The organism is Corynebacterium dentalis, from assembly GCF_900232865.1.
In the GTDB taxonomy this organism is placed as follows: Bacteria; Actinomycetota; Actinomycetes; order Mycobacteriales; family Mycobacteriaceae; genus Corynebacterium; species Corynebacterium dentalis.
This window is the reverse complement of the sequence record NZ_OCTS01000004.1, coordinates 206,041-228,579: the sequence shown is the minus strand read 5'-3', so window position 1 is coordinate 228,579 and position 22,539 is coordinate 206,041. Positions and strand designations below refer to the sequence as shown.

The window sequence follows — 22,539 nt, the reverse complement described above, 5'->3', positions numbered from 1 at the left end:
AAGAAAGACGTCCTCGTGGTGACTAATAACGAACCTCATTCCCCGCAGCCGAATCCGGCGCACACCCAGCCTGAAGATAACACCAATGTCGGTCTCCTGATCGGCATTTTGGTTGTTGCCGCCTTCGTGGTGATTTTGAACGAAACCACCCTGACCGTGGCCTTGCCCGTCCTCATGAAAGACTTCGGCATTACGCCCGAGGCCGCTCAGTGGTTGACCACCTCATTCATGGTCACCATGGCCGTGGTCATCCCCACCACCGGCTGGATCATGCAACGCTTTACGCTGCGCTCTATTTACATCTTCGCCCTGCTCACGTTCCTCGCGGGCACCATCTTGGCCGCCGTTTCGCCCACCTTCGCGGTGTTGCTGCTAGCCCGCATCATCCAGGCCTGCGGAACTGCGTTGGTCATCCCACTGTTGATGACCACCATCATGAGACTGGTCCCCGTGGAGCGCCGCGGTGGCGTGATGGGCTTGGTGTCCGTGGTTATCGCCGTGGCCCCTGCGATTGGCCCCACGTTCTCTGGCTTCGTGTTAGAGCACCTGACCTGGCACTGGACCTTCCTGCTGATCATTCCGCTGGTGGTCATCACGTTGATTATCGGCGTGTGGCAAGTCAAGAACTTCGAGACACCGAGCCGTCCTTCCCTGGACGTCTTGTCCGTCATCCTGTCCGCCGTGGGCTTCGCGGGCCTGATCTACGGCATGGCCGGCTTGGCGTCGCTGGCTGAGGGCATTCCGTGGGATCGAGTGGGCATCCTGGCCATCGCCGTTGTAGTGCTGGCAGTGTTCTTCTCTCGCCAGAATTCGCTGGCGAAATCCCAGCAGGCCGCGATGGCCAAGCAGGAAGCTACCGCTGGGGTGGAAGGCGCTGACGTCGATCACAACATCCCAGCGCCACTGCTTAACCTGGCTCCGCTGCGCTCTCGTGAGTACGTGCTCTCGCTGGGCCTGATGCTGGTGAGCTTCTCCATGCTGTTCGGATTCATCATTCTGATGCCGCTGTTTGGCCAGAATGTGCTGGGAATGTCCGAGTTTGAAACCGGCCTGGTCTCGTTGCCAGGTGGTTTGTTGATGGGCGTGCTGGGTCCGATTGTGGGGCGGATTTACGACGCCAAGGGCGTGCGCTTGCTGATCATTCCTGGCTCGATCCTGCTGGCTTTGTCCATGTTGGGCTTCGCCTCGCTGAACCCTGATTCCACGGCGTGGCACCTGACGGGCTATGCGGTGCTGCTGAACTTGGGCATTGCTTTCTTGATGACCCCGTTGATGTCTAACGCGTTGGCTTCCGTGCCGAACCACTTAGCATCGCACGGTCAGGCGATTCTCAACACGTTCCAGCAGATCGCGGGTGGTGCCGGTACCGCCATTTTCATCGCGATCATGACCTTTGCCTCTACGTCGAAGGCGAAGGATGGTTACACGGATCCGGTGACGATTCTGAACCATGGCATTCATGTGGCCTTCATGTTCGGCCTGATCGTCTCCATCATCCCGATCTTGTTCTCTATCTTCGTCAAGTTCGATGTGCTGCGAGACAAGAAGCCGGAAGATGCGGCTCAAAGCGCAGTAGACGCACAGTAACTCTTTGTCCGGATTTGCCGGTAAACGCGGTAAGTCGCAGTGGAGGATCCGGCAGATCAGCCGGAGTTTTACGAGGTGCCTGAGGGGGCGGATGTCAGCGCACTCCCGCCGGGCACGGTTCTGCGTGAGCGGACCTTCAAGTACTACGTAGCCACCATGGAGACTTCGTGGGACGTGACGCAGCTTCTCTACGTCACAACCAGCGCGCTCGGGGTTCTTGAGCCCAATGTGACGTCTGTCCTTCATCCTCCACAGGAAACCGATGGCAGCATTGTTGCTTACCAGTCCTTTTATGACACCTCGAACCCGTTCGATAATCCTTCGCGCAGTATTGCGGGCAACCTCAGCCTTGGCGGATTGATCCCTGCTTTGGAAAACGTGTTTATTTTGCCGGCACTGCTGGCGGGGCACTCTGTGGTGGTGGCGGATACGCAGGGTAAGGACGCCAACTTCGCGGCGGGACCCGCCTATGGAGCGGCTTTGGATTCGTTGCGAGCTGCGACGGCTGCTACGACGACTGAGCCGCGATTCGGGCGCGCGAGTATGCGCCGGAGATCGAGCAGCGACTCATTGGTGTGGCGCAAGGCGGTTTGATGGTGAACCAGATTAATAACCTGAGTTATGCGTTCGATGGCTTGGTCTGGTCGGGAGTGGTTGGGCTAGCGCTGTCATCCCTTGGTGATACCTATCAGGTAGACATCTCCGAGTACCTCAATGAGTACGGTCTGGCGGCCTATACGGACACGAGGAATCTCTCGATCATTGAAGCGCAGTACCGTTACCTATCCTGGAAGTGGACGGACATCGCAAAGCCGGAATATCCGAACCTGAATGAAATTCCTGAGCTAAAAAAGATCATCGATACCCTCAATATGGGCGCATGGGATTCTCCGAAGATCCCCATGTTCATTTTTCAAGGGGCGGGAGGTGAAAAGGAGGGCACTCCTGTCCATCCTGAGGTGGGAATGAGCGATGGCATCATGGTGACAAAGGACGTGCGAACCCTGGCTCGCGAGCTAGTTTCAAGGCGCGGCCGCAGCCAACAACTGCAATACGATCCCCGAGGGAAACACGTTGTGATCTGGCAGCGAGCCGTGGCTTTAAAGTAGGGTTCGCAAGGATTCCAGTGCTCGTGGCGATGTTGGGTCAAGGGGGCTGCCGGAGGGGGGTGGCGACATTGTCATTATCCTCACTCGTTAGAAGTCGTAAATTTCAGCAAGCTGCAGCCCATCGGCGGCCAGCGAACCAGCAACAATGTCGTGGCGCCTTCTGGCGAGAATGTTAGTGATGTCTGCTTGTATGTAGATCTTGCTGTTCACCCTCCGCTCCACTGGGCTCCCTGTCTACCAACTCGCTTGGTGCACGCGCCACGGGAGACTCTGTTCCACCGAAGCAGGAGATGGACAACGCATTTGGCTGCCACTCTCCGCAAGCTGATCAAAATGCCAAGAAGATAGTTTTGCTTGTACACGGAGTGGGCGGCAATGCCCAGGCGTGCTTCTCTTGGAACTATGTCCCTTAGCTAACCGCTGAGGGATTTGATGTTTGTTGGGTCGATCTGCCGCATAGCGGTCGGGGAGACCTCACAGAAGCAGCCCAGTACGTGATGAACGCTGTGAAGCTCGCGCATCGCCGTTTGGACAAGAACACCAGAGTTGTCGGCCACAGCGCTGGACCTCCAGCGTCCGTGTGGGCACTTCGCTATGACGAAGAGGCTGCGGAAAATGGTGGATGACTTTGTTGCCGTCGCGGGAGCCATCCACGGCACAGCGTTCTTTATGCGCTCAACAATGACGGTCCAGCAGACCCAGCGCGGTTGGGAAATTTCGATCGCAAGCCGTTCTTCGCACCGGGGCTGGATGTAACTCAAGCGCATAAGCTCCTCCCCGTTTTTTTGGGGAATACCCAGCAGCGTTTGGAGAGCCTCGCTACACCTCGGAGCCACTACTTCCTACCTATGCGCAGGACGATGTTACGGATCCTGTTGATCCGGACCAGATTGCTGCCGGATCATCGGAACGAATCGGCGATAATTTGGAAACCTTTGGAGACGCAGTGCTGGGTAGCGCCAGCGGCTCCAACTAACCCGAGCTAGATAGGCAGCTTGCGCAGAATTGGCAGTGGCAGGTGCTTCAGAATGAACATGATGGGCTGGAACAACGGGTGGACCCAGATCACGGTCTTCTTGTTGTCCACAGCCTTGGAAATGGCCTTGGCCACGTCCTCCTTGTTCACGGTGAGCGGAGCATCCTCCAGGCCCTCCGTCATGTTGGTGCGTGCCTGACCAGGGCGCACCGTCAGCACGTTCACGCCAGTTCCGCGCAGCGCCTCGCCGAGCATGCGGTAGAAGCCATCGGTGCCAGCCTTGGAAGAGCCGTAGACGAAGTTGGAACGGCGAACCATCTCGCCAGCCACGGAAGAGAACACCACGATCTGACCGTGGCCCTGCTTCTTCATTCGCTCAGCCAGCAGCACGCCCACAGAGACCGCACCTGTGTAGTTGACCTGAGCAGCCAAAACGGCGCTCTTCTGGTTCTGCCACTGCTCCTCGTTGTCTCCGAGAATGCCGAAGGCAACGATAGCTAAATCGATATCCCCGTCCGCCCAAATCTTTTCAAAAAGATCAGGGTGGGAATCGAAATCCGTGGCGTCGAAAGCAAAATCGACCACCTCTGAGGCGCCGGCTTCATTCAAACGAGCGTGCGCACTGTCCAGGGACTCGCCCTCGCGAGCAGCCAAGATAACGCGGGCGGAACCGCGCGACAAGAACTCCTCGACAACCGCGAGACCCATGTCCGAGGCACCGCCGAGCAGAAGAATGGACTGAGGCTTACCAACAGCGTTGATCATGAAAAACTCCTTGAAAGAAGGTGCAATATATGGGTGCGGATTAAAGCTCGAGGCGGCGGGACATATCGGAGGCGAACACGCCGGTGGGGTCGATCTCCTGGCGAGTCTTGAGCCAGCCTTCCAGGCCTGGGTACATCCGGTGGAAGTTCTCCGCGGACGTCCGCGACTCCTTGGCTAAGTACAAACGGCCACCAAACTCCATGACACGCTTATCCAAATTATCCAAGAACTGGCCCAAGCCCGGCTTGATGGGGAAGTCCACACAGACGTTCCAGCCCGGCATCGGGTAGCTCAGCGGCGCGCGGTTGCCTTCGCCGAACAGCTTGAACACGTTCAGCGCAGAGTAGTGACCGGAGGACTGAATGTCCTTGATGATCTGCTTAAACGGCTCCACTGCGTCCATCGGAACCACAAACTGGTACTGCAGGAAGCCCTTGGAACCGTAGCCGCGGTTCCACTCACCGATGAGATCCAGCGGCTGGTAGAACTGCGTGAGGTTTTGCACCTGGTTCTTGTAGGTGCCGGACTTCAACCACCACAGCTCGCCGATCGCTAGCATGGACAGTTTGTTCATCGTGAAGTTCGGGAAAATGTCCGGCACGGTCAGCAGCTGGGGAGCGTTGAACTTCAATGGATCCTTGGCCAGCTTGGGGCTCAGTTCCTTCAGCTGATCCAGCGTGGCTAACGAGCCACGGGAAATCGCTGCGCGTCCCAGCTTTGGCTCTGGGGAGATGGCATCGAACCACGCAGAAGAGTAGGTGAAGTTGTGCTCGGAGCCGTCCGAGTGGAACTCGATAGTCTCGTCCAAGTTTTGAGTGAGATCGCCGTCCGCGATGAAGTACGCGGTTTCGGTGCGAGTCATCTTGATGCGAGCGCGCAGGATGATGCCCGTCAGACCCATGCCGCCCACGGTGGCCCAGAACAGCTCGCCGTCCGGATCATCCACGGAGCCTTCTGGCTCGAGGTGCAGAACACGACCGTCTGCGACCAGGAGTTCCATGCTGGCCACGTGGTTGCCAAAGGATCCCGCGGAGTGGTGGTTCTTGCCGTGAATGTCCGGACCGATGGCGCCGCCGATGGTCACCTGGCGAGTGCCGGGAAGAACAGGAACCCACAGGCCATAAGGCAGTGCAGCCTTCATCAGCTGGTCCAAGGTCACGCCAGCGTCCACGTCCACGATCGCGGAATCCGGATCGATGGAGTAGATGTGGTTGAGCTCCTGCATGTCGATGACCAAGCCGCCACCGTTGAGGGCTGGATCGCCGTAGCTGCGGCCCATGCCGCGGGCGATCACGCCGCGCTTGAGGTGGTCCGGCTTATCTGCGTTATCGTCTGCGACCTGCGCTACTGCGGCGGAGATCTCTTCGATATTCGAGGTGGAGAGCACCTCAGCGGTGGACGGCTGTGTACGTCCCCAGCCGGTCAGGGTCTTGGTCTCAGTGTGAATGCTGGTCTGCATTGTCATGCGATCCAGAGTAGCCGGAACGATGTAGATATTTTTAGTCCAACGCGCGTCTGTGCGCTGGCTGGCAGGGAGTTCTCAGTAGAGATCCATGATTTCCCGGATCTCTTCGGGCAGGTCCTCAACGTCCTTGATCTCCTCGCCGTCCCATTCCTTAAGGATCTCCATTACCCGACGCCGACTCGTCGAATCCATGATCGGAAGCTCTTGTGCCATGAGTCTCGTCATGAAGGGGGAGAGGGGGAGGTTAGTGCGTTCTGCAGCTTCGTACGTGGAATTCTGGCCCACACCACCGACGCGCACGGGAGCTGCGCGCTGTTCTTGCTCTTCAGGGCTGCGTTTTTTGCGGGAGAAAATGTCGAAGACTGCCATACGGTTAGGCTACTCGGGGATTGGGATGCATAGCTCGGCGGTAGGCAAGCTCCGGAAGTGGGGAGTTCCTTACCCATCGACAGTGTGGGGCACGGTCAATGCAGGCGTGGGATTGGCAGCACTGCTGGACGAAAGCCGCTAGAGAAATTTTCCTGTCTCGGCGGGGTGCTATACAAGAGGCATGAGCGAACCAACCGCCACCGCCGAACCCCAATACGACCCCCTCATGGTGGTCGCAGTCCACGGATTCACCGTGGCTATCTGGCAGGTAGAGACGGACCCCACCGTCACCCGCGGAGATTTCTCGGGCGCGTGGCTGGTGACAGAATCCGGCATCCACGGCTTTGCGGCGGAGGCAGACTGGATCGATGACCGTGCAGACCAAGCGGCAATGCTCGTGCACCTGCTGCGCTACCCCTATCTACCTGCCGAAGGGACCACCCACGAGGAAATTGAGACGCTGAAGGGCCAGGGTGGCGTCGGAAAGAAAACAACCGCTACGGAACTTGAGCGAAAGGCACACGAGGCGGTCGAGCACGCACGTGCGGAATTCGCTCGGTTGGCGCCTGGCAAACCGCAACCTGCATGGGGGAAGATCGGGAAGATCGAGCCGGTGGAGGGCCCTGCTCCGCAGGAGCACGATGAGGCCGCAACTGAGGCCATCGAGGCGGCGATGAATACCGCGCGTGGCCTGCGCGTATGGCTGCGAGAAAAGCAAGCATTTGAGAAGGTGCGCGCGCGACGACTGGATCCTTTGTACGACGTGGAGTGAAGCTGCTCGCACAGCGAAGCAGACACAGCCCAACTATTGTGTGTTGCATGATCGCCACGCATGCACACAACCCGGACCGCGCGCCGTCGTCGGGTCCGGATAACGTGGTGGCTCTCACGGCACGGGGGACGATGAACCGAGGGGGACGCGGTAACGAAGGCGGCCGTGAGGAAACAACCGGCTCGCAAGGCGAAGAGCGCAGCCCACACGGACTGCTGACACTCAGCATCGAACACGCGATTCCGCAGGTGGGGCACTACACGCGGCTGCTTTCGGCAAGCACGGCAATGTCCGTCGCGGAACTCGTAGAGGCGATCTTGGTGGCCTATCGCTGGCCCACCACTCCCGAGTATTGGACCCTGCGCGTGAAAAACCGTGGCTTGGTGACCATGTACGCGCCGGGCAAACTAGGCGCCACAGAGCAAATGCTTGGCGTGCGTAGCGCCGGAAAGAGCGTGGGCGAGACCCTGAGTAAGGGATGCGTGGCTCAGCTCCAGGTGGGGGAGATGGCCTTCATCGTGCACGCCACCGACGTGGTGAACCACCAAGACGCAGACCCCACAGCTGTGCTGCTGGGCGCGGAATTCCTCCCCGCCGCTGATCAGTTCGGCCGTCCGCTTCCGGAGGCCGATGCGCTGCATCCACTGGGAATTCCCACCGCCGTGAGCCTTAGCGAGATCAACATCGAGCTGGCGGGTGAAGACACCGTGGAGCACGTAATGGCGCACGTCCAGCCGGAGCTCAAGGCGCTGCTGCACGATGGCGAGCTCTACGAATTCGTGCCGTTGCTGCAGGCTTTGGACTTGGAACGTCTTGCAACGGTCTCCGACCATGCTGCAGAACTGCTGACGGATGCTCCGAGTGAGGACTCTGCCGTGGGGCGCGCGGCTGCGTGGGCGCGGATCGTGGCGCTGTCCACCTTGGTTGATGGCGATAGCGTGGACGAGGTCAGCGAATCATTCATGCAGGCGGTGGGGTATCGCCGTGGTGATGTTGCTCACCTGCCGCAGATGGACTCCGCTAATACTGGTGAAAATCTGGACCCTGAGGATCCACTGACCGCCACCGAAATCCGCGAGCTTTCCCGCCCTACTGGCCACCTGTTGGCCTTGGCCGGAGCTGGTGGTTGGGGCGCGCGTCCTGGCGAGCCCGTCCCCCTGGTTCCTCGCTGCTCCGTGGTGGAGCGGCTAGAGATGTACCGGTTCTTGTTGCAGCGCTAGTAACTCGGCGCGCCGAGGCGGAAACTGCCTGGAACGGGGCGTAGTGTAATTCTCGATTTCCTATGACTAAACACAGCACAAACGAGAATCCCGCTGAGCGACCCGCGGCGAAGGAATCCTCATCGGCCCTAGAGCGCAGCAGGCGCATCGCGCGACAATTCATGCGCTTCGGAATTGTTGGCGCCTCTGGTTTTCTGGTGAACCAAGCGGTGTTTGTGCTGGCTAAGAAGATTTCCCACGATGGCTTCGAGCTGTCTCCCTATGACGTGTTCCTCAATCTACTGGGCACCCAGTTCAACCTGCGCTGGCACCACGTCTTTTCCATCCTGGCGTTCTTGGTGGCCAACATTTGGAACTTCGTACTCAACCGCTATTGGACGTTTGGCGGCGCGGAAAAACAGAAGTGGTGGAAGCAGCTGCCGCAGTTCATGGCGGTGGGAATCTTTGGCCTGATCATCACGTTGGCTGTCTCTACCGCTCTGGTGAATCCGGAGTCCCCCATTGCTCTGCCGGAAAGTTTCTTCGACGATTCCACTGGTCTGCGCACTAAGGCGTACTGGGGCAACTTTATCGGTGTGATCGTGGCTGTGCCGGCAAACTTCCTGTTCAACAAACTGTGGACGTTCCGCGTGGTGCGGGAAAAGCGTGATCACGTCTCTCACGATCCGAAGCCCAAGCACAAGGATCCTGAGGACACGGTCGGGGCTGTGGGTGCTGTGGTGACGGGTAAGGAAGAGGCTGGTAAGCACTCTGCTCAGAAGCCCAATGTCACCCAGGAGGATACGAACAACCGATGAGCTCGAACCAACCCGCCAACTCGATTGACGAAACCTCTGAGCCAGCCGCCCACACCTCCGCCGTGGGGCATCTGATGAACAATCAGCTGGTCCGCTTCATCCTCGTGGGTGGTTTCAGCGCCATAGTCGATTTTGGTTCCACGTCCCTGTTTACGTGGGTCTTTGGATTTTCCGACGCCACCGCCAAGACCCTTGGCTTTATCCTCGGAACGCTGACTGCTTATCTCATCAATCGGCGTTGGACGTTTAAGGCGGAACCTTCGGTTACCCGCTTTGTCATCACCATGGTGACCTACGCGCTGACTTATGCGGTGCAGGTGGGGCTGTATCTGGTAAGCATCCCGTGGTTGGCGGACATGGGCCTGGACGAGTTCTGGGTGCGGCTGTTCAGCTTCGTCATTGCCCAGGGTACGGCCACGGTACTGAATTTCCTGATCCAGAAGTTCTTGATTTTCCGTACCTAGTTCGTCTATCGCTTCGCCTACGCGGCCGCGTGTGAGGTTCCAGCGAACTCGCGAATGGACTCGCACACGGACCGGCACCAGCCGGACACGTTGGACCGGGCCTCGGGAGTATCGGGATAGCGAACCCGGATATGCATCCCATCGTGGTTCACCACAAACCACAGCATCACACCATTAACCTTGATTTCCGCTGAAACGTGTTGTGGATCAAGCGCAGGATCCACCTGGACAGGCAGTTTTCGGTTGTCTAGCCAGCTCACCGCCAGCATCCCGGTGGTGTGAGGCATACCTCCCCATGGCTCCAACAAGGGCTCCAGAGGGTAGCTGCCCAGCTTAATAGCCTCCTTTACTGATTTCATAGCTTCCTGCGGATCAGAGGATGAGCAACGGATGACTGAGTTGGTGATGAACCATCCCATGGCTTGTGCCCAAGTTCTCGGAGGGGTGAAAGGTTGGCGTCGAGAATGCACTGGGAACACCGCTTTCAACGGTGCCATCGCGGCGACTGCCACGCCGAGGAGACGGACACCACGCTTCTGAGCGGCGGTCTCGAGGGACTGTAACCCCTCCGCATCGACTACATCATGAATTTTTACAACCTGATCCCGCGGTTCGGATAGATCTCCCAGAGGGAGGGGAAACGTGGGCATCTGACCGTCGACCTCCATGATGCGCTTCCACGCACTATGCACTGCGGCGGGAGCCAACGGCCGGGCGAGAAGATCACGGGTGTGCTCGCCAAAAGAATGAGCCGGCGGAAGGACGGGAGAAGGAGTGAGGCTACCGGAAGTCCCCGCCTGGATGGCGTGAAGAAATGCGGTGAAATCGCGGATCAAAACCAATAACGACCACGCATCTGTGTGGCAATGATCGAGGCCAATGACCACCGTGGCATCCGTGAACTGATGAGGAGTGAGGTCACCATCGCCCGTCATAGACGCAGCTTGAGGGTCAATGTGCGTGGTGTGATCAACCACGCACATCTGATGACTGGGGGTGGCAAATGGATCGCAAGCTTCGTCAAAGACCTCGCGGAGCACCCTCCGAGGATCTGTTGAAGATGTAAAAGTGGAACTGAGGCGGACGCGTGGATGCGAAGGCCGAGCCGCCGACCACTGACCACTGCTGACATGCACCATTTCCAACGCAGGATTCGAGGGATTGACCACCCGAGTACGTAACGTCTCGTGGCGTTGAATCACCTGTAGCCAGGCCTGTTCCAACTGGGTGTCCGTGGCGGCTGAGGGCAGTGCAAAAGCTACCGCCATCCACGAACCAGGCCGTGGACCTAGAGAACAATGCCGCTTCTGATCAAAAGAGATGGGTGGGGTGGAACTGGTCTTGTACGGTTGCGCGGTAACGTCGTAACGAAGAACCATCCCCGGACGGAGATCCATGTTGTACACCGTTGTGAGTCGCATGAATCCGACACTAAGCAGCGAATATTTCCACGGTGTTGCGGGGTTATTGATGAACACGAAACAGAGGATCGGCTCATGAACTCGAAAATTTCCTTGCCAAATGGTCAAGAAATCGCCTACGACGTGCGAGAGCGTGGAACCATTTCCGTGATTCAGTTGCACGGCCTGACCAGCTCTCGAGCGCGGGATGAAATTCTCGGATTAGACTTCACCGCTGACATTGATGGCGTGCGAGCCGCGCGCTACGACGCGCCGGGACACGGGGAATCACCGGTACCCTCTGTCGGCGACGCGATGCCTGCCGACTTCTCCTGGCCGCGATTGGCTGAGGTGCTGGAAGGGGTGATGGACAGTATTTTCCCGAGCGGAGATACCGGTGAAACGTCGAGCTCTACGGCAGACAGTACCACTGCACCCACCCAGCACGTTGTGGGAATCGGACAATCCATGGGCGCCGCCACACTGTTGACCGCAGCCGCGCGTAACCCAGAGCGATTCGCAGGTCTCGTCCTAATAATCCCACCGACCATCTGGGAGGTTCGTGGCGACCAGGCAGAACAGTACGTGCGTTTTGCGGAACTGATTGAACAACACGGAATGTCGCTGTTCCGCGATGCATCCACCAGCGGGCAGCTCCCGCCCGCCATTGATCCCGAACGCCCAGATACTGACCCTGATGTAGACCCAACACTGTTGCCGACGCTCTACCGAGGGGCCGCCCGCACCAATCTGCCACCCCAGGAAGAGATTGAAAAGTTGGATATTCCGGTGCTGATCTTGGCATGGACGGAAGATCCCGCACATCCACTGTGGAGTGCTGAGGCTTTGGCAGAGGCTCTACCGAACGCGGAACTGGAAGTCGCGGATACTCCGTCGGAAGTGGAGAATTGGCCGGCGCGAATGGAAAAGTTTATTGCTTCTACCGGGCGGTAGGTAAAGGTAGCCTAATTTAGGCTAGGGTAAGTTTTTGTCTAGGGCTCTCACGAGGGGGTTCTGAACTTCATTCAAAGATCGAGGACTTAGCCATGGCCACTGCACCATCTGAACCATCCGCGGGTACTCTCTCCTTAATCTCCATGCAGTTGCGGCAGGGGACTGCACGGGCACATGAGGATGCGGAAAGCTAACACTTCGTGGCATGGCTGATGGACGGAACGCTGAGTGCGGCCGCGTATGCTGATCACACTGCGCAATTGTGGTGCGTGTACTCCGCGTTAGAGTCCGCCGTCAGGGCGGGAAGGGGTCTGCCGGAAGTACAGGCAATTTACGACAGCAGACTAGAGCGCAAGGAGAAGCTGGAACACGACCTGGCGCAGCAGTGGGGGCAAGATTGGGAGCAGCAGGTCACGATGCTCGAAGGCACGTCTACATACGTTGACCGCTTGCGCGAATTAGAAGCGAACCCGAGTGGACCAGAGCTGGTGGCTCACCATTACGTCCGCTATCTGGGAGATCTGGCGGGAGGGCAAGTTATCGCGCGCCGGGTATCTGAACACTACGGGGTGCAGGCGGCGGCCCTGAACTTCTACGATTTTTCCGAGTTGGGCAAGATCAAGCCATTCCGTGACAGGTACAAGGCAGGGCTCGATGGCCTAGAGCTGGACTCCGCGCAACAAGAGTCCATGATGAGCGAAGCGGTAGCGGCATTTAGTCACAATCAGGCAGTGTTTGAAAGCTTGTCGGAGCTGCATAAGCCCTGACTGCGGATTCCCTATGCTTCACAGAGGCTGGGAATGCTCCTCGTCTGAGTAGTCGACTTCATGAGAGTCTGGCTCTTCGAAAGCGGGGGAGGAAACTTTCCATGCGGTGGACAGGCCCGGAGCAAACCACACCAGGGCGACTGCGATGATCGCACAGATTGCTGCGCCAGTGAGCGCGTATTCTGCGGAGACAAAAAAGAGACAGACTGCACACAGGGTCATGATCGCAAGCCAGACAAGAGGGAGGGCCCAGCCCAGCTTGAGCTGGGAATCGGCATCCGCTTCGTACCAGTTCAGATCGGGGAAGCGACTGCGTGCCTCACTGCGCAGGCGGCGAGGCGGGCGCGTAGAGATGCCGTAAACCGTGAGCAGAAGCACAGCTGCTCCCGCCCCGGCGATAGCGAGATGACCTGCAGCGCCGCCGTACGCCAAGATTCCTGCAGCAACGGCAATACCCAGGCGTTCTACGCTGCTGAGTGGAAGAGGGAGCTCGGGATCGACGTCCGGGTACAGGCGAGTGAAATCCGCGTATAAAGCCATGTTGTTCCTTGAAGGGGGCACGAACAATCCTTAATTAGGATTTTCCAGTTTTTATGTTTAGGCTAACCTTAGTAAGCTAAGCCTTATCTTGCCTAATCTTTCAACGTCGCAGACCGAGAGAAGAGAGCGGGCTCCACGCAACTGCTTCGTTGCCCACCCTGCGCATGCAGACGAGTTTTTGAGAAACGAGAAATCGGTGTCTTTCCTCCCTCGCGTAAACCGCTCTCCACGATCCATTTTTGCGGCTGCCGCAGCAACCGCCCTCACCCTTGGAGCCAGTTTTATCCCGATGGCCGCAGAAAGTACCTCGGCTATCGCAGCGGCGCAGCCGTGCATCGGGGGTCAGCGCACGGTGCAGGGCGGCAACTTGGGTTGGCGCTTGTCCGACCGATGGATGGAATACATGGCCAAGCCCTTTGTCCTAGGCAAGGTCAGCGGAAGTGGATGGGACGGTAAGCAGTTCAACTTCACCCCGACCCCGCAGGGCACATCTGTCGCAGGAAACCAAGGAACAGTTAAATTCCAAGGCAACATGAAGTTCTATGGCCATGCTGGTGCGCTAGACATGAACCTTTCTGATATCACAGCGAAGGTGCACGGAAACACCGCAGAACTGCAGGTGGACTACGTCTCCAACGATCCTTCAAACCGCGAGGCCGGTCTCATGGGTCAAAAAATCACAGGCCAAGATGTCAGCATCGTGAAGATCAAGTTGGCCAATCCGACCAATTTCGACTCGAACTCGGTCAATCTTGCTGGAACCACCACACTCACTGCCGAAGGTGAAAAACTCTTCGGAAGCTACAAGGCAGGTACCGAGTTCGCCCCGACCACGGGTTCACTGAACATGGGCTGTGGCAGCCTTTTACCATCCATCCCGGGCGTTGGTGGAAATACCGGAAACTACGGAAATACAGAGAAGCCCGGGTCTGAAAACGAATCAGCAACGCCACAAGGTCGAAACAGTGGAAATGACCCGAGCGAAAATGATCTGGGCCACAACAACTCCACATCCACCACGAGCAACGGGGAGGCACAGGCGAACGGTGCCGCGAGTGCCGCAGCCACCGGTTCTGCTGGAACCAACGCAGAAGCTTGTTCAGCTGCCGATTCCGTGGGTGTGACCCAATCTCAGGCGCAATGGGGAGTTCGCGAATCCTTCCGCAACTACCTGTCCAGCTCTACCGCCAATGGTGGTTGGGCGACTGGTGGCGTCGGAGAAAACGAAGGCATCTTCCAATTCTCCGGTAACTCGAGCGCGGTGAATGTCGGACAAAAAACCGGCACGTTGCTGTACCCAGGAACGATCCACTTCACCGGACATGGCGGAACCCTAGACATGGTTTTGTCCAACATGGAGATTCAATTCGAGGGCAACTCGGGCCGACTACTGGTTAACGCCCGCTCCAATTCCACCGACGGCAAGCCATATGACTACGGACGCATCGTGCTCGCGAACTTGGAATCCCTCCGCCAAGGATCGGGGAACGGTGGTGCCATGAATGCCGCAGACTCAGATTCCAGTGTCTTTGACGAAATGGCTACTGATCCTGCACACAGCACCAACCGTGGTGAGGAAGGCGATCAATTCAGTATTAAACCCACCGCACAAGGCGGTAACGGCAGTTTCGACGATGCTCGCGTGTCGGTGCTCATTCTGCTCGCAGCCCTGTTTGTCATCGGCGGAGCAGCATTGACTCAATTCGTTCGACGCAACCCTACCGCCGCCTAAAAGTTCCTTCCGCTCGTCACGGCTCTGGCTGCGGCGGGCGCTTGCATTGTCTGAGGTAAACATGAACCACCACGTGCCATCACGTCACCGCCGAGCCCTGCTCGCAGCATTGACCACCGTCACTCTTGCCCTTGCTGGATGCTCCTCGTGGGATGGGAGAGAAACAACTACGGACTCGTCCAATTCCGACCTGATTTCCGAGATCCAAGGTTCAGGGAAAGATGTGAACCCGCGGGAATTGAGGGGAGTTTCGACAGTAGGAGCGCTGGATGAGGTGAAGCCTGTCGCTGACAATCCAGAGCCTCAGTTGCCTGTCGAGCTCACCGACAACGATGGCAACGACGTGAAAGTCGAAGATACCTCCCGCATCGTTGCGCTCGACATCTACGGCACGTACACAGAAACGCTCAGGGGACTGGGGCTAGGCGAAAACATCGTCGGGCGATCCAGCTCCTCCACTGAAGCTTCGCTCCAAGACCTGCCGGTCGTGACCCAGAGCGGCCACGATATCAATGAGGAGGCGGTGCTATCGCTTGAACCTACGTTGATCGTTGTTGACCACTCCATCGGCCCTGCTGGGGCAATTGATCAGCTTCGCGATTCTGGAGTGCCGACTGTGGTCATGTCTCCTGATCGCTCGCCAGAGAAGCTCGGTGAAAGCATCCGTAACCTCGCGGGCGTGGTGGGCCTTCCTGACGAAGGCGACACGCTGGCGCAGCAATCCACCGATGAATATGACGAAGCGATCCGCACAATCAAGGAGATTGCCCCCGAGCGACCACTAAAAATGGCCTTCCTTTATGCGCGCGGCGAGGGCGGAGTGTTTTACGTGCTAGGTAAAGAAGCCTCCACCGACGACCTCATCTCAGCACTCGGTGGCAAAGACGTAGCCACGGACAACAGAATTGGAGCACCCTCGCCGGCTAACGCCGAAGCCTTAGCAAAGCTAAATCCTGACGTGTTTGTCATGATGTCCCACGGCCTCGAATCGGCGGGACAATTGCAAGGCCTGTTGACTCGCCCAGGAGTAGCCCAGACCACCGCCGGAAAGAATCAGAGAATCTTGGCTCTGCCTGATGGCGATTCCCTAGCTTTCGGCCCGCAAACCGGGGAAATGCTTCTGCGCGCGGCCCACGCTCTGTACCAAGAAAACGGAGAGTTGATGTGACCTCGCAGGTATCGACTAGCGAGCAGGTCTTCGCCGCCCGGCGAACAAAACGACTTCTGCTTTTCACAATTCTGATCTTGTTGGTGTTAGGCGTGGCAGTCATGTCAGTTTCGGCCGGGCAGTTTAGCGTACCGGTGTCTGACCTTGGCAGAGTGCTGTCCAAGGAGCCGTTGGGCGCCAGGCTGTTGGATGAGACCGTGGTGTGGAGGATTCGGATCCCCCGCGTCCTCCTTGGTTTGTTGGTGGGCGCTGCGCTGGGTGTCGGCGGCGCGCTGATGCAAGCCGTCTTTGCCAATCCGCTCGCCGAACCATCCGTGATTGGAGTCACTAGTGGGGCAGGGGTGGGCGCGGCTTTTGTACTGGTGACGGGCTGGAATTTCCTTGGTGGTTCTTCCGTGCCGCTAGCGGCGTTCATCGCCGGACTCATAACCACTGTCATTGTCTATAGCCTGTCGCGCTACAACGGCAGGGTGCACATCGTCAGCCTGATTCTGGTGGGAATCGCGGTCAACGCGGTTGCTGGCGCGCTCATTTCTTTCATGGTGTACAACGCGCCCACCACCTCTCGCGAACAAATAGTTTTTTGGCAGATGGGCAGCCTGAACGGGGCGAAGTGGGAACACGTTAGTGTGGTGGCTCTAGTGGTCGGACTCGGACTGCTGGTATCCATCAGTATGGCGGGCACATTGGATTTGCTGGCTCTGGGGGATCGTGCAGCAGGGCACGTGGGTATCGACGTCCAACGCTTGCGGTTCGCAGCGATCACCACTGCCACGCTCCTGACCGCTGGGGCGGTGTCTTACGCCGGGCTCATCGGCTTCGTGGGGTTGGTCATTCCTCACATCGTGCGCACTATCGTCGGACCGGCGAACAAGATTCTCATACCTGCGTCAGCCTTGGGCGGAGCGGTGCTGGTCGCAGGTGCGGACATGGTTGCACGCACAGCGGTCAACTTTGCTGATCTTCCCATTGGTATTTTCACGGCTTTGGTGGGCGGCCCCACGTTTTTCATTCTTTTACGACGTCTGATGAAACGAGGTGGAATGCGATGACCGCCGTTCGTGTACAGGCAGCGACTGTTCGATTAGGAGACAAGGAGATAGTATCCGAGGTTGATTTTGTTGCTCGACCAGGTGAAATCACAGCGTTGATCGGCCCAAATGGGGCAGGAAAGTCCACACTGCTCGCCGCCATTGCTGGGGATGTCACGCTCGCCCACGGAAGCGTGCACATGGGAAAGATGGACATCAGCGCCGCGAGTGCCAATGCACTGTCTCGTACCCGGGCTGTGATGTTGCAGGACACGCAAGTGGCATTCAGCTTCCTGGTGAGAGATGTCGCCGAAATGGGTAGACGTCCTTGGTCGCGTCACCAGGAGGCGGAAGACGACGATCAAATCGTCGACGCCGCGCTGCAAGCCACGGACATCATTCACCTCGCGGCCCGAGAGGCGATGACGCTATCGGGCGGCGAGCGTGCGCGAATGGCGCTGTCCCGAGTGTTGGCACAACGTACATCAGTAATCTTGCTCGACGAGCCGACGGCGGCGATGGATATTCGCCACCAAGAGCAATCGCTGGGCTTGGCCCGTACTCTCGCGAAAGAAGGCGCGGCGGTAATACTTGTCGTGCACGATCTCAACGCAGCGGCGGCTTACGCTGACCACATAGTCTGCCTTTCAGCTGGTCGCGTAGTTGCCGATGGAACGGTTTCCGAGGTCTACACCGCGGAAACACTCAGTTCAATCTATGACTGGCCCATCGAAATTGTGACCTTGGGCGACGGCCAGGTTTGCGTGCTGCCGCGAGGAAGAACAGCGAACTAGGGGCGTTCGAACTTCTCCGCCCGCCCCTTAGCGTGCAGGCGGAACCAATCGCGGAATCCCTTGATGTCCCGCTTCTGGATCAAGAAAAACCATCCGAAGCGGGCGTACTCCTGTGGTAATAGCTTGCGCATGCCCGGCTGGTTCATGATGTACCCGCGGTTGCGGTACGTGAAGTAGCGCTTGAACTCGTTATCTGGGTACTGCGTGTGCATCTTCCCGCCCAGGATCGGCTTGAACTCGTCCGAACCATCCGGGTGCAGATACGCAGCCTTCAACGAGGTGCCGAATGCCAGCCCGCTGCGGACCAAACGGCGGTGGTATTCCACCTCATCGCCGCGGATGAATAGGCGATAATCGGGAACACCAATGATCTCCATGGCCTTGGCACTGATGAGCGCGCCGTTGAACAAGGAGGCAATTCCGGGGAGGAAATCGCCCTCTAGCTCGTCGAGTTTCCGGCGCCACACCAATCCTTGGCGCAGCGGGAAAGCCAAGCGTTGCGGGTCGGCGATATTACACACCACAGGACTGACCTCATCCAGCTTCTCGCGCTCAGCCACGCCCAGCAGGGTGGCCAGCACATGGTGGTCTGCAGGGCGTCCGTCATCATCGGCGCACCAGATAGCGTCGGCACCAAGGGACAGGGCGGTGAGGAAACCGTACGCAAAACCGCCTGCGCCACCGAGGTTCGTGCGGCTGGGCAGGTAGGCGGCACGCTCGCCAGCAATCCTGCTGACAAGCTGTTCTACCTGCGGATCAGCACCATTATCCACCACGATGATGTGGCTGACGGAGGCTCCTTCTTGGAGGGCCACTTGCTCCAGGCTGGCGGCCAACAAATCGGCACGATTGTGGGTGACGATGACGGCGGCGATGCTGTCCGAACGCTGAATTGGCATGTGTCCAGTGTGCCACCCACGTCCGCACGGCACTCACTGTGACGCGCTACTGGGCAGGAGCTACTTCTGGCGCTTTATAAACAGGTCTTTGACCTCGCCGCGGCGCACCTTGCCCAGCTGGTCGGAGGGCAGCTCGTCGAACTGCTCGAACACGCGTGGCACCTTGTAGCGGGTGAGCTTCTCGCGGCAGTAGTCCTTGAGCTCGTCCACCAGGGTGTCATCCATCTTCTTGCCGTCTGCCAGCACCAATGCTGCGCACACAGTCTCTGAACCATCTTCGCGATTCAGACCCACCACCGAGGCGCTTTCCACTGCCTCGTGTTCGGTGAGCACGGCCTCAACTTCGGCGGGGTAGATGTTGAACCCACCGGTGATGATCATTTCCTTGATCCGCGAGACGATCTTGATGAATCCATCGGATTTCATTACGGCCATATCGCCGGTGCGGAACCAGTCCTCGTAAAAGGCTTCCTGGGTTTCTTTCGGCATGTCCAAGTATCCGCTGAACACCTGCGGGCCACGGACTAGCAGTTCGCCGGCTTCGCCATCCGGCATGGTCTCGGCGGGGTTTTCGGGGTTACCGATGCGGATTTCCGTGGAGGGGAACGGCACGCCAATGTAGCCTTCGCGCCCTTGGCCCATGGGGTTTCCGCAGATGATGGGGGAGGTTTCCGTCAGGCCGTAGCCCTCCACGATGTTGCCGGAGGTCATCTTCTCCCATCGGTGCACCGTGGTCACCGGCAAGCTAGACGCGCCGGAGAACGAGCTGCGAATGCCGTTAAGCGAGACATTCTGCTCCTCGGCCGTGTCCATGATCTTCTCGTACAGAGTCGGCACACCCGGCAGCCAGGTGGGGCAATCCTTCTTCATGATGTCCATGATCAAGTCCATCTCCGGCGAAGGCAGCAATTGCAGCGTGCCTCCGATGGCGGGTGCCATGGTGAAGTTCATGGTCAGGCCGTAGGCGTGGAAAATTGGCAGCGCTGCCAGCATCTTTTCCGTGCGATTTTTGCCCAGGTTCTCTACCCATTCCAGCCCCTGCTGCAGGTTGCTGATGAGGTTCATGTGGCTTAACAGCGCGCCCTTGGGAGTGCCCGTGGTGCCGGACGTGTACAGGATCAAGGCCGCATCGCGAGGGTCCATCTTTTCCTTTTCGACGCCATGCTTACCGCCCTTTTGCAAAAATTTCGCAAAGCTCAGGGAAGATTCTGTCGGGCCAGTCAGCTTGGCTCGTGCATCTTTGAGCGCGCGAATGGGAAGTGGCAGGGACAGCGCGATCCGCTGTGCGGTGGGCATGCTGGCGATCAAGCTGATATCGATGACGGTTTCCAGCGGGCTGTTCTGTTTCAGCTCGAGGGCAATTGGGTTGGCCTTTTCCCAGAAGAAACCCACCTTGGCCTTGTGATTATTGAACGGAACCTTAAGTTCGCTGGCCGTATACAGCGGGTTGTGCAGCGCGGGAACGGCACCCACGCACAGCACCGCGTAGAACGCGATGGCCGTTTGCGGGGAGTTTGGCGCGACGATTGCCACGAAGTCCCCCTTGCGTACGCCGAGCGCCCGAAGCGCAGACATCGCGCGTTCCACTTGAGCGCCGTATTCCTTGTACGTGGTGGACTTTCCGAAGAAAGTGAACGCGGGAACATCGGCGTATTCTTTCACGGCATTGTCAAAGACATCCACCAGCGTGCGCGTGTGCGCTTGCGTGCGTCCGTTCGCGCCGGGGCCGAAGAGTTCATCGATGTCAATATCGTGAACGGTCCACGGTGAATAGTGCTCTAACCACGTCTTATTGTTAAATGCTTCTGATTGCGTGCTCACGTTATCCAGTCCTCAAAGTCGGTGCAGGTGTATTTATAAAAGGTATATTTGTTCGCTCTTGTCGAGTGTAACCGCCTGCGAGTTAACAGCTACCGGAGCTCAATCAGCAGAAACTACAGTCGCCCCAGATCCCGCAGCACATTCCGCACATGCTGCTGCGCGTCCGGCCCCTCGTACGCGCCAACAACTTCGTCCACCAGCCCGGCCTGCCGGACTTGGCCGTGGTCGATCCACAGCGCACTGTCGCACAGCTGAGCTAGGAACTCGTTGCTGTGTGAGGCGAACACCAGGATGCCGGAGTTTTCCACCATCTTCACTAGTCGCTCGCGTGCCTTGGCCATGAACGCCGCATCTACTGCGCCGATGCCCTCGTCCAGCAGCAGGATTTCCGGCTCGATGGACGTCACCACGCCCAAAGCCAGGCGGATGCGCATGCCCGTGGAGTAGGTGCGCAGGGGCATGGAGAGGTATTCGCCCAGCTCGCTGAACTCCGCGATGTCGTCCATCTTCCTGTGCATCGCCTTGCGGGACTGGCCCAGGAACAGTCCGCGGATCACGATGTTTTCGTATCCGCTGATCTCTGGATCCATGCCCACGCCCAGGTCAAACACCGGGGCCACGCGTCCCCGCACCACTGCGGAGCCTCGCGTAGGTTCGTAGATCCCGGAGAGCAAACGCAGCAGTGTGGACTTACCAGCACCGTTGTGACCTACCAGGCCCACGCGGTCGCCCTCTTCCAAGTGCAGGTTGATATTCCGCAGCGCTTCTACGGTCACCGTGTTGGAATCATTTCTGCCGATCTGCCCACCCGCGGCGCCTAGGAAACTCTTCTTTAAAGAGCGGGACTTGGCGTCGAAAATAGGAAAATCAACGCACGCATCGTAGGTGTCAATGCTGACCATGTTCAGTACCTTCCTTGGCTTCTTTTTAAACCCAGTAGCTGACGCGGAAGCGCCACTTTCGCATGGCCAGCACGGCCAGCAGCAGGCCCACGGCGGTGCAGGCCAGCACGATAAACCAGTGGTAGGCCGCCACTTCTTCGCCGATCATCGGCGCGCGGACGATCTCCAGGTAGTGGTACAGCGGGTTGATTTCCGCCAGCTTGGCGCGCTGGGCGACCTCGCCGCCTTGGGTCTCCAGAGTCTTGGTGGTCCACACGATCGGTGTCATGTAGAAAGCCAGCTGCACCAGGGAATCCAGCAGCGGAGCCACGTCGCGGAAGCGGGTGGAGATAATGCCGAACAGCATTGAGACCCACACGCCGTTGAGTAGAATCAGCGCCATTGCGGGAACCACCAGCAACACGTTCCATCCCAGCGCCGGGCGGAAGATGGCCAGCAGAACTAGCCAAATCACCAGGTTGTGCAGTAGGAAGAGGAATTGCTTCCACACCAGGCGATAAACGTGGACGCTCAGCGCGCTGGGGAGTTGCTTAATTAGGCCTTCGTTGGCGATGAAAACCTCGGCGCCTTCTTTAATGCAGCCGGCGATGAAGCCCCAGATGATCAGGCCCACTGCCACGTGTGGCAGGAATTGCCTGAGATCTTGTTGGAACAGCATTGAGTACAGCAGGCCCAGCGCCAGGGCCATCACGCCGGTTGCCACGGTGATCCACAGTGGTCCTAGCGTGGAGCGGCGGTAGCGCTGTTTGATGTCCTGCCAGCCGAGCGCTAGCCAGAGTTCGCGTTGTTGGAATCCTTTCCGCAGGTCATTCCATGCGGTGCGGAAGGTTTCGGAGCGGCTTTCGGGGGCGCCGGTGTTGATCTCGGCGGTGATGCGCGCCAGATCGGGCTGTTTCCGTGGCTCGTTCATTGTTGGCATTCTACTCGGTGGGTGGTTGGTTTCTTTGTTCCGACGCCATGCTCTGGCGCCGTCTAGGAATAGGCGAAGCGTAACTTACTATTTAACT

Annotated in this window: 24 protein-coding genes; 14 read left to right on the top strand and 10 right to left on the bottom strand. The window is 58.4% G+C overall.

What is annotated here, in order from left to right; all coding sequences use genetic code 11:
• Positions 1 to 18 precede the first annotated feature (18 nt).
• The 3 genes from CS919_RS05580 to CS919_RS05570 are packed head-to-tail and all read left to right on the top strand — an operon-like array spanning position 19 to position 2,696.
• The gene (locus CS919_RS05580; protein WP_234990836.1) at positions 19 to 1,587 is read left to right on the top strand and encodes an MDR family MFS transporter; all 1,569 of its coding nucleotides are present in this window, start codon (positions 19 to 21) and stop codon (positions 1,585 to 1,587) included.
• A gap of 39 nt (positions 1,588 to 1,626) precedes the next feature.
• On the top strand, positions 1,627 to 2,181 hold the full coding sequence (locus tag CS919_RS05575; protein WP_099298504.1) for a lipase family protein: 555 nt from the start codon (positions 1,627 to 1,629) through the stop codon (positions 2,179 to 2,181).
• Complete coding sequence (locus tag CS919_RS05570) at positions 2,163 to 2,696, top strand: alpha/beta hydrolase family protein (protein ID WP_159460956.1); 534 nt, start codon at positions 2,163 to 2,165, stop codon at positions 2,694 to 2,696. The genes CS919_RS05575 and CS919_RS05570 overlap by 19 nt, the downstream gene beginning before the upstream one ends.
• Before the next feature lie 87 nt (positions 2,697 to 2,783).
• On the opposite strand, the gene CS919_RS10955 is transcribed toward CS919_RS05570, so the two are convergent.
• Complete coding sequence (locus tag CS919_RS10955; RefSeq protein WP_255510487.1) at positions 2,784 to 2,906, bottom strand: hypothetical protein; 123 nt, start codon at positions 2,904 to 2,906, stop codon at positions 2,784 to 2,786.
• Between the two features lie 284 nt (positions 2,907 to 3,190).
• Between CS919_RS10955 and CS919_RS10950 the strand changes: the two genes are divergently transcribed.
• Positions 3,191 to 3,322 (top strand): hypothetical protein, encoded by a 132-nt coding sequence (locus CS919_RS10950; RefSeq protein WP_255510489.1) that lies wholly within the window; start codon positions 3,191 to 3,193, stop codon positions 3,320 to 3,322.
• A gap of 356 nt (positions 3,323 to 3,678) precedes the next feature.
• On the opposite strand, the gene dprE2 is transcribed toward CS919_RS10950, so the two are convergent.
• The 3 genes from dprE2 to CS919_RS05550 form a co-directional block, all read right to left on the bottom strand.
• The gene (gene dprE2, locus CS919_RS05560; protein WP_099298501.1) at positions 3,679 to 4,437 is read right to left on the bottom strand and encodes a decaprenylphospho-beta-D-erythro-pentofuranosid-2-ulose 2-reductase; all 759 of its coding nucleotides are present in this window, start codon (positions 4,435 to 4,437) and stop codon (positions 3,679 to 3,681) included.
• Positions 4,438 to 4,477: 40 nt separating this feature from the next.
• Positions 4,478 to 5,902 carry a decaprenylphosphoryl-beta-D-ribose oxidase gene (dprE1, locus tag CS919_RS05555; protein ID WP_099298500.1) on the bottom strand — a complete coding sequence of 475 codons (1,425 nt, stop codon included), beginning with the start codon at positions 5,900 to 5,902 and terminating at the stop codon, positions 4,478 to 4,480.
• 75 nt (positions 5,903 to 5,977) lie between these two features.
• On the bottom strand, positions 5,978 to 6,271 hold the full coding sequence (locus tag CS919_RS05550) for a hypothetical protein (protein ID WP_099298499.1): 294 nt from the start codon (positions 6,269 to 6,271) through the stop codon (positions 5,978 to 5,980).
• A gap of 181 nt (positions 6,272 to 6,452) precedes the next feature.
• On the opposite strand from CS919_RS05550, the gene CS919_RS05545 reads away from it, so the two are divergent.
• The 4 genes from CS919_RS05545 (at position 6,453) to CS919_RS05530 (ending at position 9,524) form a co-directional block, all read left to right on the top strand.
• A complete protein-coding gene (locus tag CS919_RS05545; protein WP_099298498.1) occupies positions 6,453 to 7,043 on the top strand; it encodes an N-acetylglucosamine-6-phosphate deacetylase in 591 nt (196 codons plus the stop codon).
• 47 nt (positions 7,044 to 7,090) lie between these two features.
• Entirely contained in the window at positions 7,091 to 8,263 is a 1,173-nt protein-coding gene (locus tag CS919_RS05540) for a hypothetical protein (RefSeq protein WP_099298497.1), read from the top strand.
• A gap of 62 nt (positions 8,264 to 8,325) precedes the next feature.
• A complete protein-coding gene (locus CS919_RS05535; RefSeq protein ID WP_099298496.1) occupies positions 8,326 to 9,060 on the top strand; it encodes a GtrA family protein in 735 nt (244 codons plus the stop codon).
• The gene (locus CS919_RS05530) at positions 9,057 to 9,524 is read left to right on the top strand and encodes a GtrA family protein (protein ID WP_099298495.1); all 468 of its coding nucleotides are present in this window, start codon (positions 9,057 to 9,059) and stop codon (positions 9,522 to 9,524) included. The genes CS919_RS05535 and CS919_RS05530 overlap by 4 nt, the downstream gene beginning before the upstream one ends.
• Positions 9,525 to 9,541: 17 nt before the next feature.
• On the opposite strand, the gene CS919_RS05525 is transcribed toward CS919_RS05530, so the two are convergent.
• Positions 9,542 to 10,945, bottom strand: coding sequence for a condensation domain-containing protein (locus CS919_RS05525; RefSeq protein ID WP_099298494.1), 1,404 nt, complete (start codon positions 10,943 to 10,945; stop codon positions 9,542 to 9,544).
• A gap of 75 nt (positions 10,946 to 11,020) precedes the next feature.
• Here CS919_RS05525 and CS919_RS05520 point away from each other — a divergent pair, with 75 nt between their 5' ends.
• The gene (locus CS919_RS05520) at positions 11,021 to 11,878 is read left to right on the top strand and encodes an alpha/beta fold hydrolase (RefSeq protein WP_099298493.1); all 858 of its coding nucleotides are present in this window, start codon (positions 11,021 to 11,023) and stop codon (positions 11,876 to 11,878) included.
• Between the two features lie 200 nt (positions 11,879 to 12,078).
• Positions 12,079 to 12,645: a biliverdin-producing heme oxygenase gene (locus CS919_RS05515; protein WP_234990834.1), complete on the top strand. Its 567-nt coding sequence runs from the start codon at positions 12,079 to 12,081 to the stop codon at positions 12,643 to 12,645.
• Between the two features lie 18 nt (positions 12,646 to 12,663).
• Here the strand turns inward: CS919_RS05515 and CS919_RS05510 are convergent, their stop codons facing one another.
• On the bottom strand, positions 12,664 to 13,185 hold the full coding sequence (locus CS919_RS05510; RefSeq protein ID WP_099298491.1) for a hypothetical protein: 522 nt from the start codon (positions 13,183 to 13,185) through the stop codon (positions 12,664 to 12,666).
• A gap of 289 nt (positions 13,186 to 13,474) precedes the next feature.
• Between CS919_RS05510 and CS919_RS05505 the strand changes: the two genes are divergently transcribed.
• From CS919_RS05505 to CS919_RS05490, 4 genes are all read left to right on the top strand, one after another.
• On the top strand, positions 13,475 to 14,917 hold the full coding sequence (locus CS919_RS05505; protein ID WP_099298490.1) for an HtaA domain-containing protein: 1,443 nt from the start codon (positions 13,475 to 13,477) through the stop codon (positions 14,915 to 14,917).
• Between the two features lie 61 nt (positions 14,918 to 14,978).
• Positions 14,979 to 16,085: a heme/hemin ABC transporter substrate-binding protein gene (locus tag CS919_RS05500; protein WP_099298489.1), complete on the top strand. Its 1,107-nt coding sequence runs from the start codon at positions 14,979 to 14,981 to the stop codon at positions 16,083 to 16,085.
• Between the two features lie 134 nt (positions 16,086 to 16,219).
• The gene (locus CS919_RS05495) at positions 16,220 to 17,137 is read left to right on the top strand and encodes a FecCD family ABC transporter permease (RefSeq protein WP_370737751.1); all 918 of its coding nucleotides are present in this window, start codon (positions 16,220 to 16,222) and stop codon (positions 17,135 to 17,137) included.
• The gene (locus CS919_RS05490; RefSeq protein WP_099298487.1) at positions 17,134 to 17,910 is read left to right on the top strand and encodes a heme ABC transporter ATP-binding protein; all 777 of its coding nucleotides are present in this window, start codon (positions 17,134 to 17,136) and stop codon (positions 17,908 to 17,910) included. Before CS919_RS05495 ends, CS919_RS05490 begins: the two co-directional genes overlap by 4 nt.
• Here CS919_RS05490 and glfT1 read toward each other — a convergent pair.
• From glfT1 to wzm, 4 genes are all read right to left on the bottom strand, one after another.
• Positions 17,907 to 18,809 (bottom strand): galactofuranosyltransferase GlfT1, encoded by a 903-nt coding sequence (gene glfT1 / locus CS919_RS05485; protein ID WP_099298486.1) that lies wholly within the window; start codon positions 18,807 to 18,809, stop codon positions 17,907 to 17,909. The genes CS919_RS05490 and glfT1 overlap by 4 nt on opposite strands.
• A gap of 60 nt (positions 18,810 to 18,869) precedes the next feature.
• The gene (locus tag CS919_RS05480) at positions 18,870 to 20,630 is read right to left on the bottom strand and encodes a long-chain-fatty-acid--CoA ligase (RefSeq protein ID WP_234990833.1); all 1,761 of its coding nucleotides are present in this window, start codon (positions 20,628 to 20,630) and stop codon (positions 18,870 to 18,872) included.
• Between the two features lie 113 nt (positions 20,631 to 20,743).
• Complete coding sequence (wzt, locus tag CS919_RS05475; RefSeq protein WP_099298484.1) at positions 20,744 to 21,532, bottom strand: galactan export ABC transporter ATP-binding subunit Wzt/RfbE; 789 nt, start codon at positions 21,530 to 21,532, stop codon at positions 20,744 to 20,746.
• Positions 21,533 to 21,557: 25 nt separating this feature from the next.
• Complete coding sequence (gene wzm / locus CS919_RS05470; protein WP_099298483.1) at positions 21,558 to 22,442, bottom strand: galactan export ABC transporter permease subunit Wzm/RfbD; 885 nt, start codon at positions 22,440 to 22,442, stop codon at positions 21,558 to 21,560.
• Positions 22,443 to 22,539 lie beyond the last annotated feature (97 nt).

Bases quoted from the DNA above. Each gene is read 5' to 3' on its own strand.
- CS919_RS05530 (WP_099298495.1), top strand. From the start codon at position 9,057: ATGAGCTCGAACCAACCCGCCAACTCGATTGACGAAACCTCTGAGCCA.
- CS919_RS05545 (WP_099298498.1), top strand. From the start codon at position 6,453: ATGAGCGAACCAACCGCCACCGCCGAACCCCAATACGACCCCCTCATG.
- CS919_RS05510 (WP_099298491.1), bottom strand. From the start codon at position 13,185: ATGGCTTTATACGCGGATTTCACTCGCCTGTACCCGGACGTCGATCCC.
- CS919_RS05550 (WP_099298499.1), bottom strand. From the start codon at position 6,271: ATGGCAGTCTTCGACATTTTCTCCCGCAAAAAACGCAGCCCTGAAGAG.
- wzt (WP_099298484.1), bottom strand. From the start codon at position 21,532: ATGGTCAGCATTGACACCTACGATGCGTGCGTTGATTTTCCTATTTTC.
- CS919_RS05540 (WP_099298497.1), top strand. From the start codon at position 7,091: ATGATCGCCACGCATGCACACAACCCGGACCGCGCGCCGTCGTCGGGT.
- dprE1 (WP_099298500.1), bottom strand. From the start codon at position 5,902: ATGACAATGCAGACCAGCATTCACACTGAGACCAAGACCCTGACCGGC.
- CS919_RS05500 (WP_099298489.1), top strand. From the start codon at position 14,979: ATGAACCACCACGTGCCATCACGTCACCGCCGAGCCCTGCTCGCAGCA.
- CS919_RS05520 (WP_099298493.1), top strand. From the start codon at position 11,021: ATGAACTCGAAAATTTCCTTGCCAAATGGTCAAGAAATCGCCTACGAC.
- CS919_RS05490 (WP_099298487.1), top strand. From the start codon at position 17,134: ATGACCGCCGTTCGTGTACAGGCAGCGACTGTTCGATTAGGAGACAAG.
- CS919_RS05525 (WP_099298494.1), bottom strand. From the start codon at position 10,945: ATGCGACTCACAACGGTGTACAACATGGATCTCCGTCCGGGGATGGTT.
- dprE2 (WP_099298501.1), bottom strand. From the start codon at position 4,437: ATGATCAACGCTGTTGGTAAGCCTCAGTCCATTCTTCTGCTCGGCGGT.
- wzm (WP_099298483.1), bottom strand. From the start codon at position 22,442: ATGAACGAGCCACGGAAACAGCCCGATCTGGCGCGCATCACCGCCGAG.
- CS919_RS05505 (WP_099298490.1), top strand. From the start codon at position 13,475: ATGGCCGCAGAAAGTACCTCGGCTATCGCAGCGGCGCAGCCGTGCATC.
- glfT1 (WP_099298486.1), bottom strand. From the start codon at position 18,809: ATGCCAATTCAGCGTTCGGACAGCATCGCCGCCGTCATCGTCACCCAC.
- CS919_RS05535 (WP_099298496.1), top strand. From the start codon at position 8,326: ATGACTAAACACAGCACAAACGAGAATCCCGCTGAGCGACCCGCGGCG.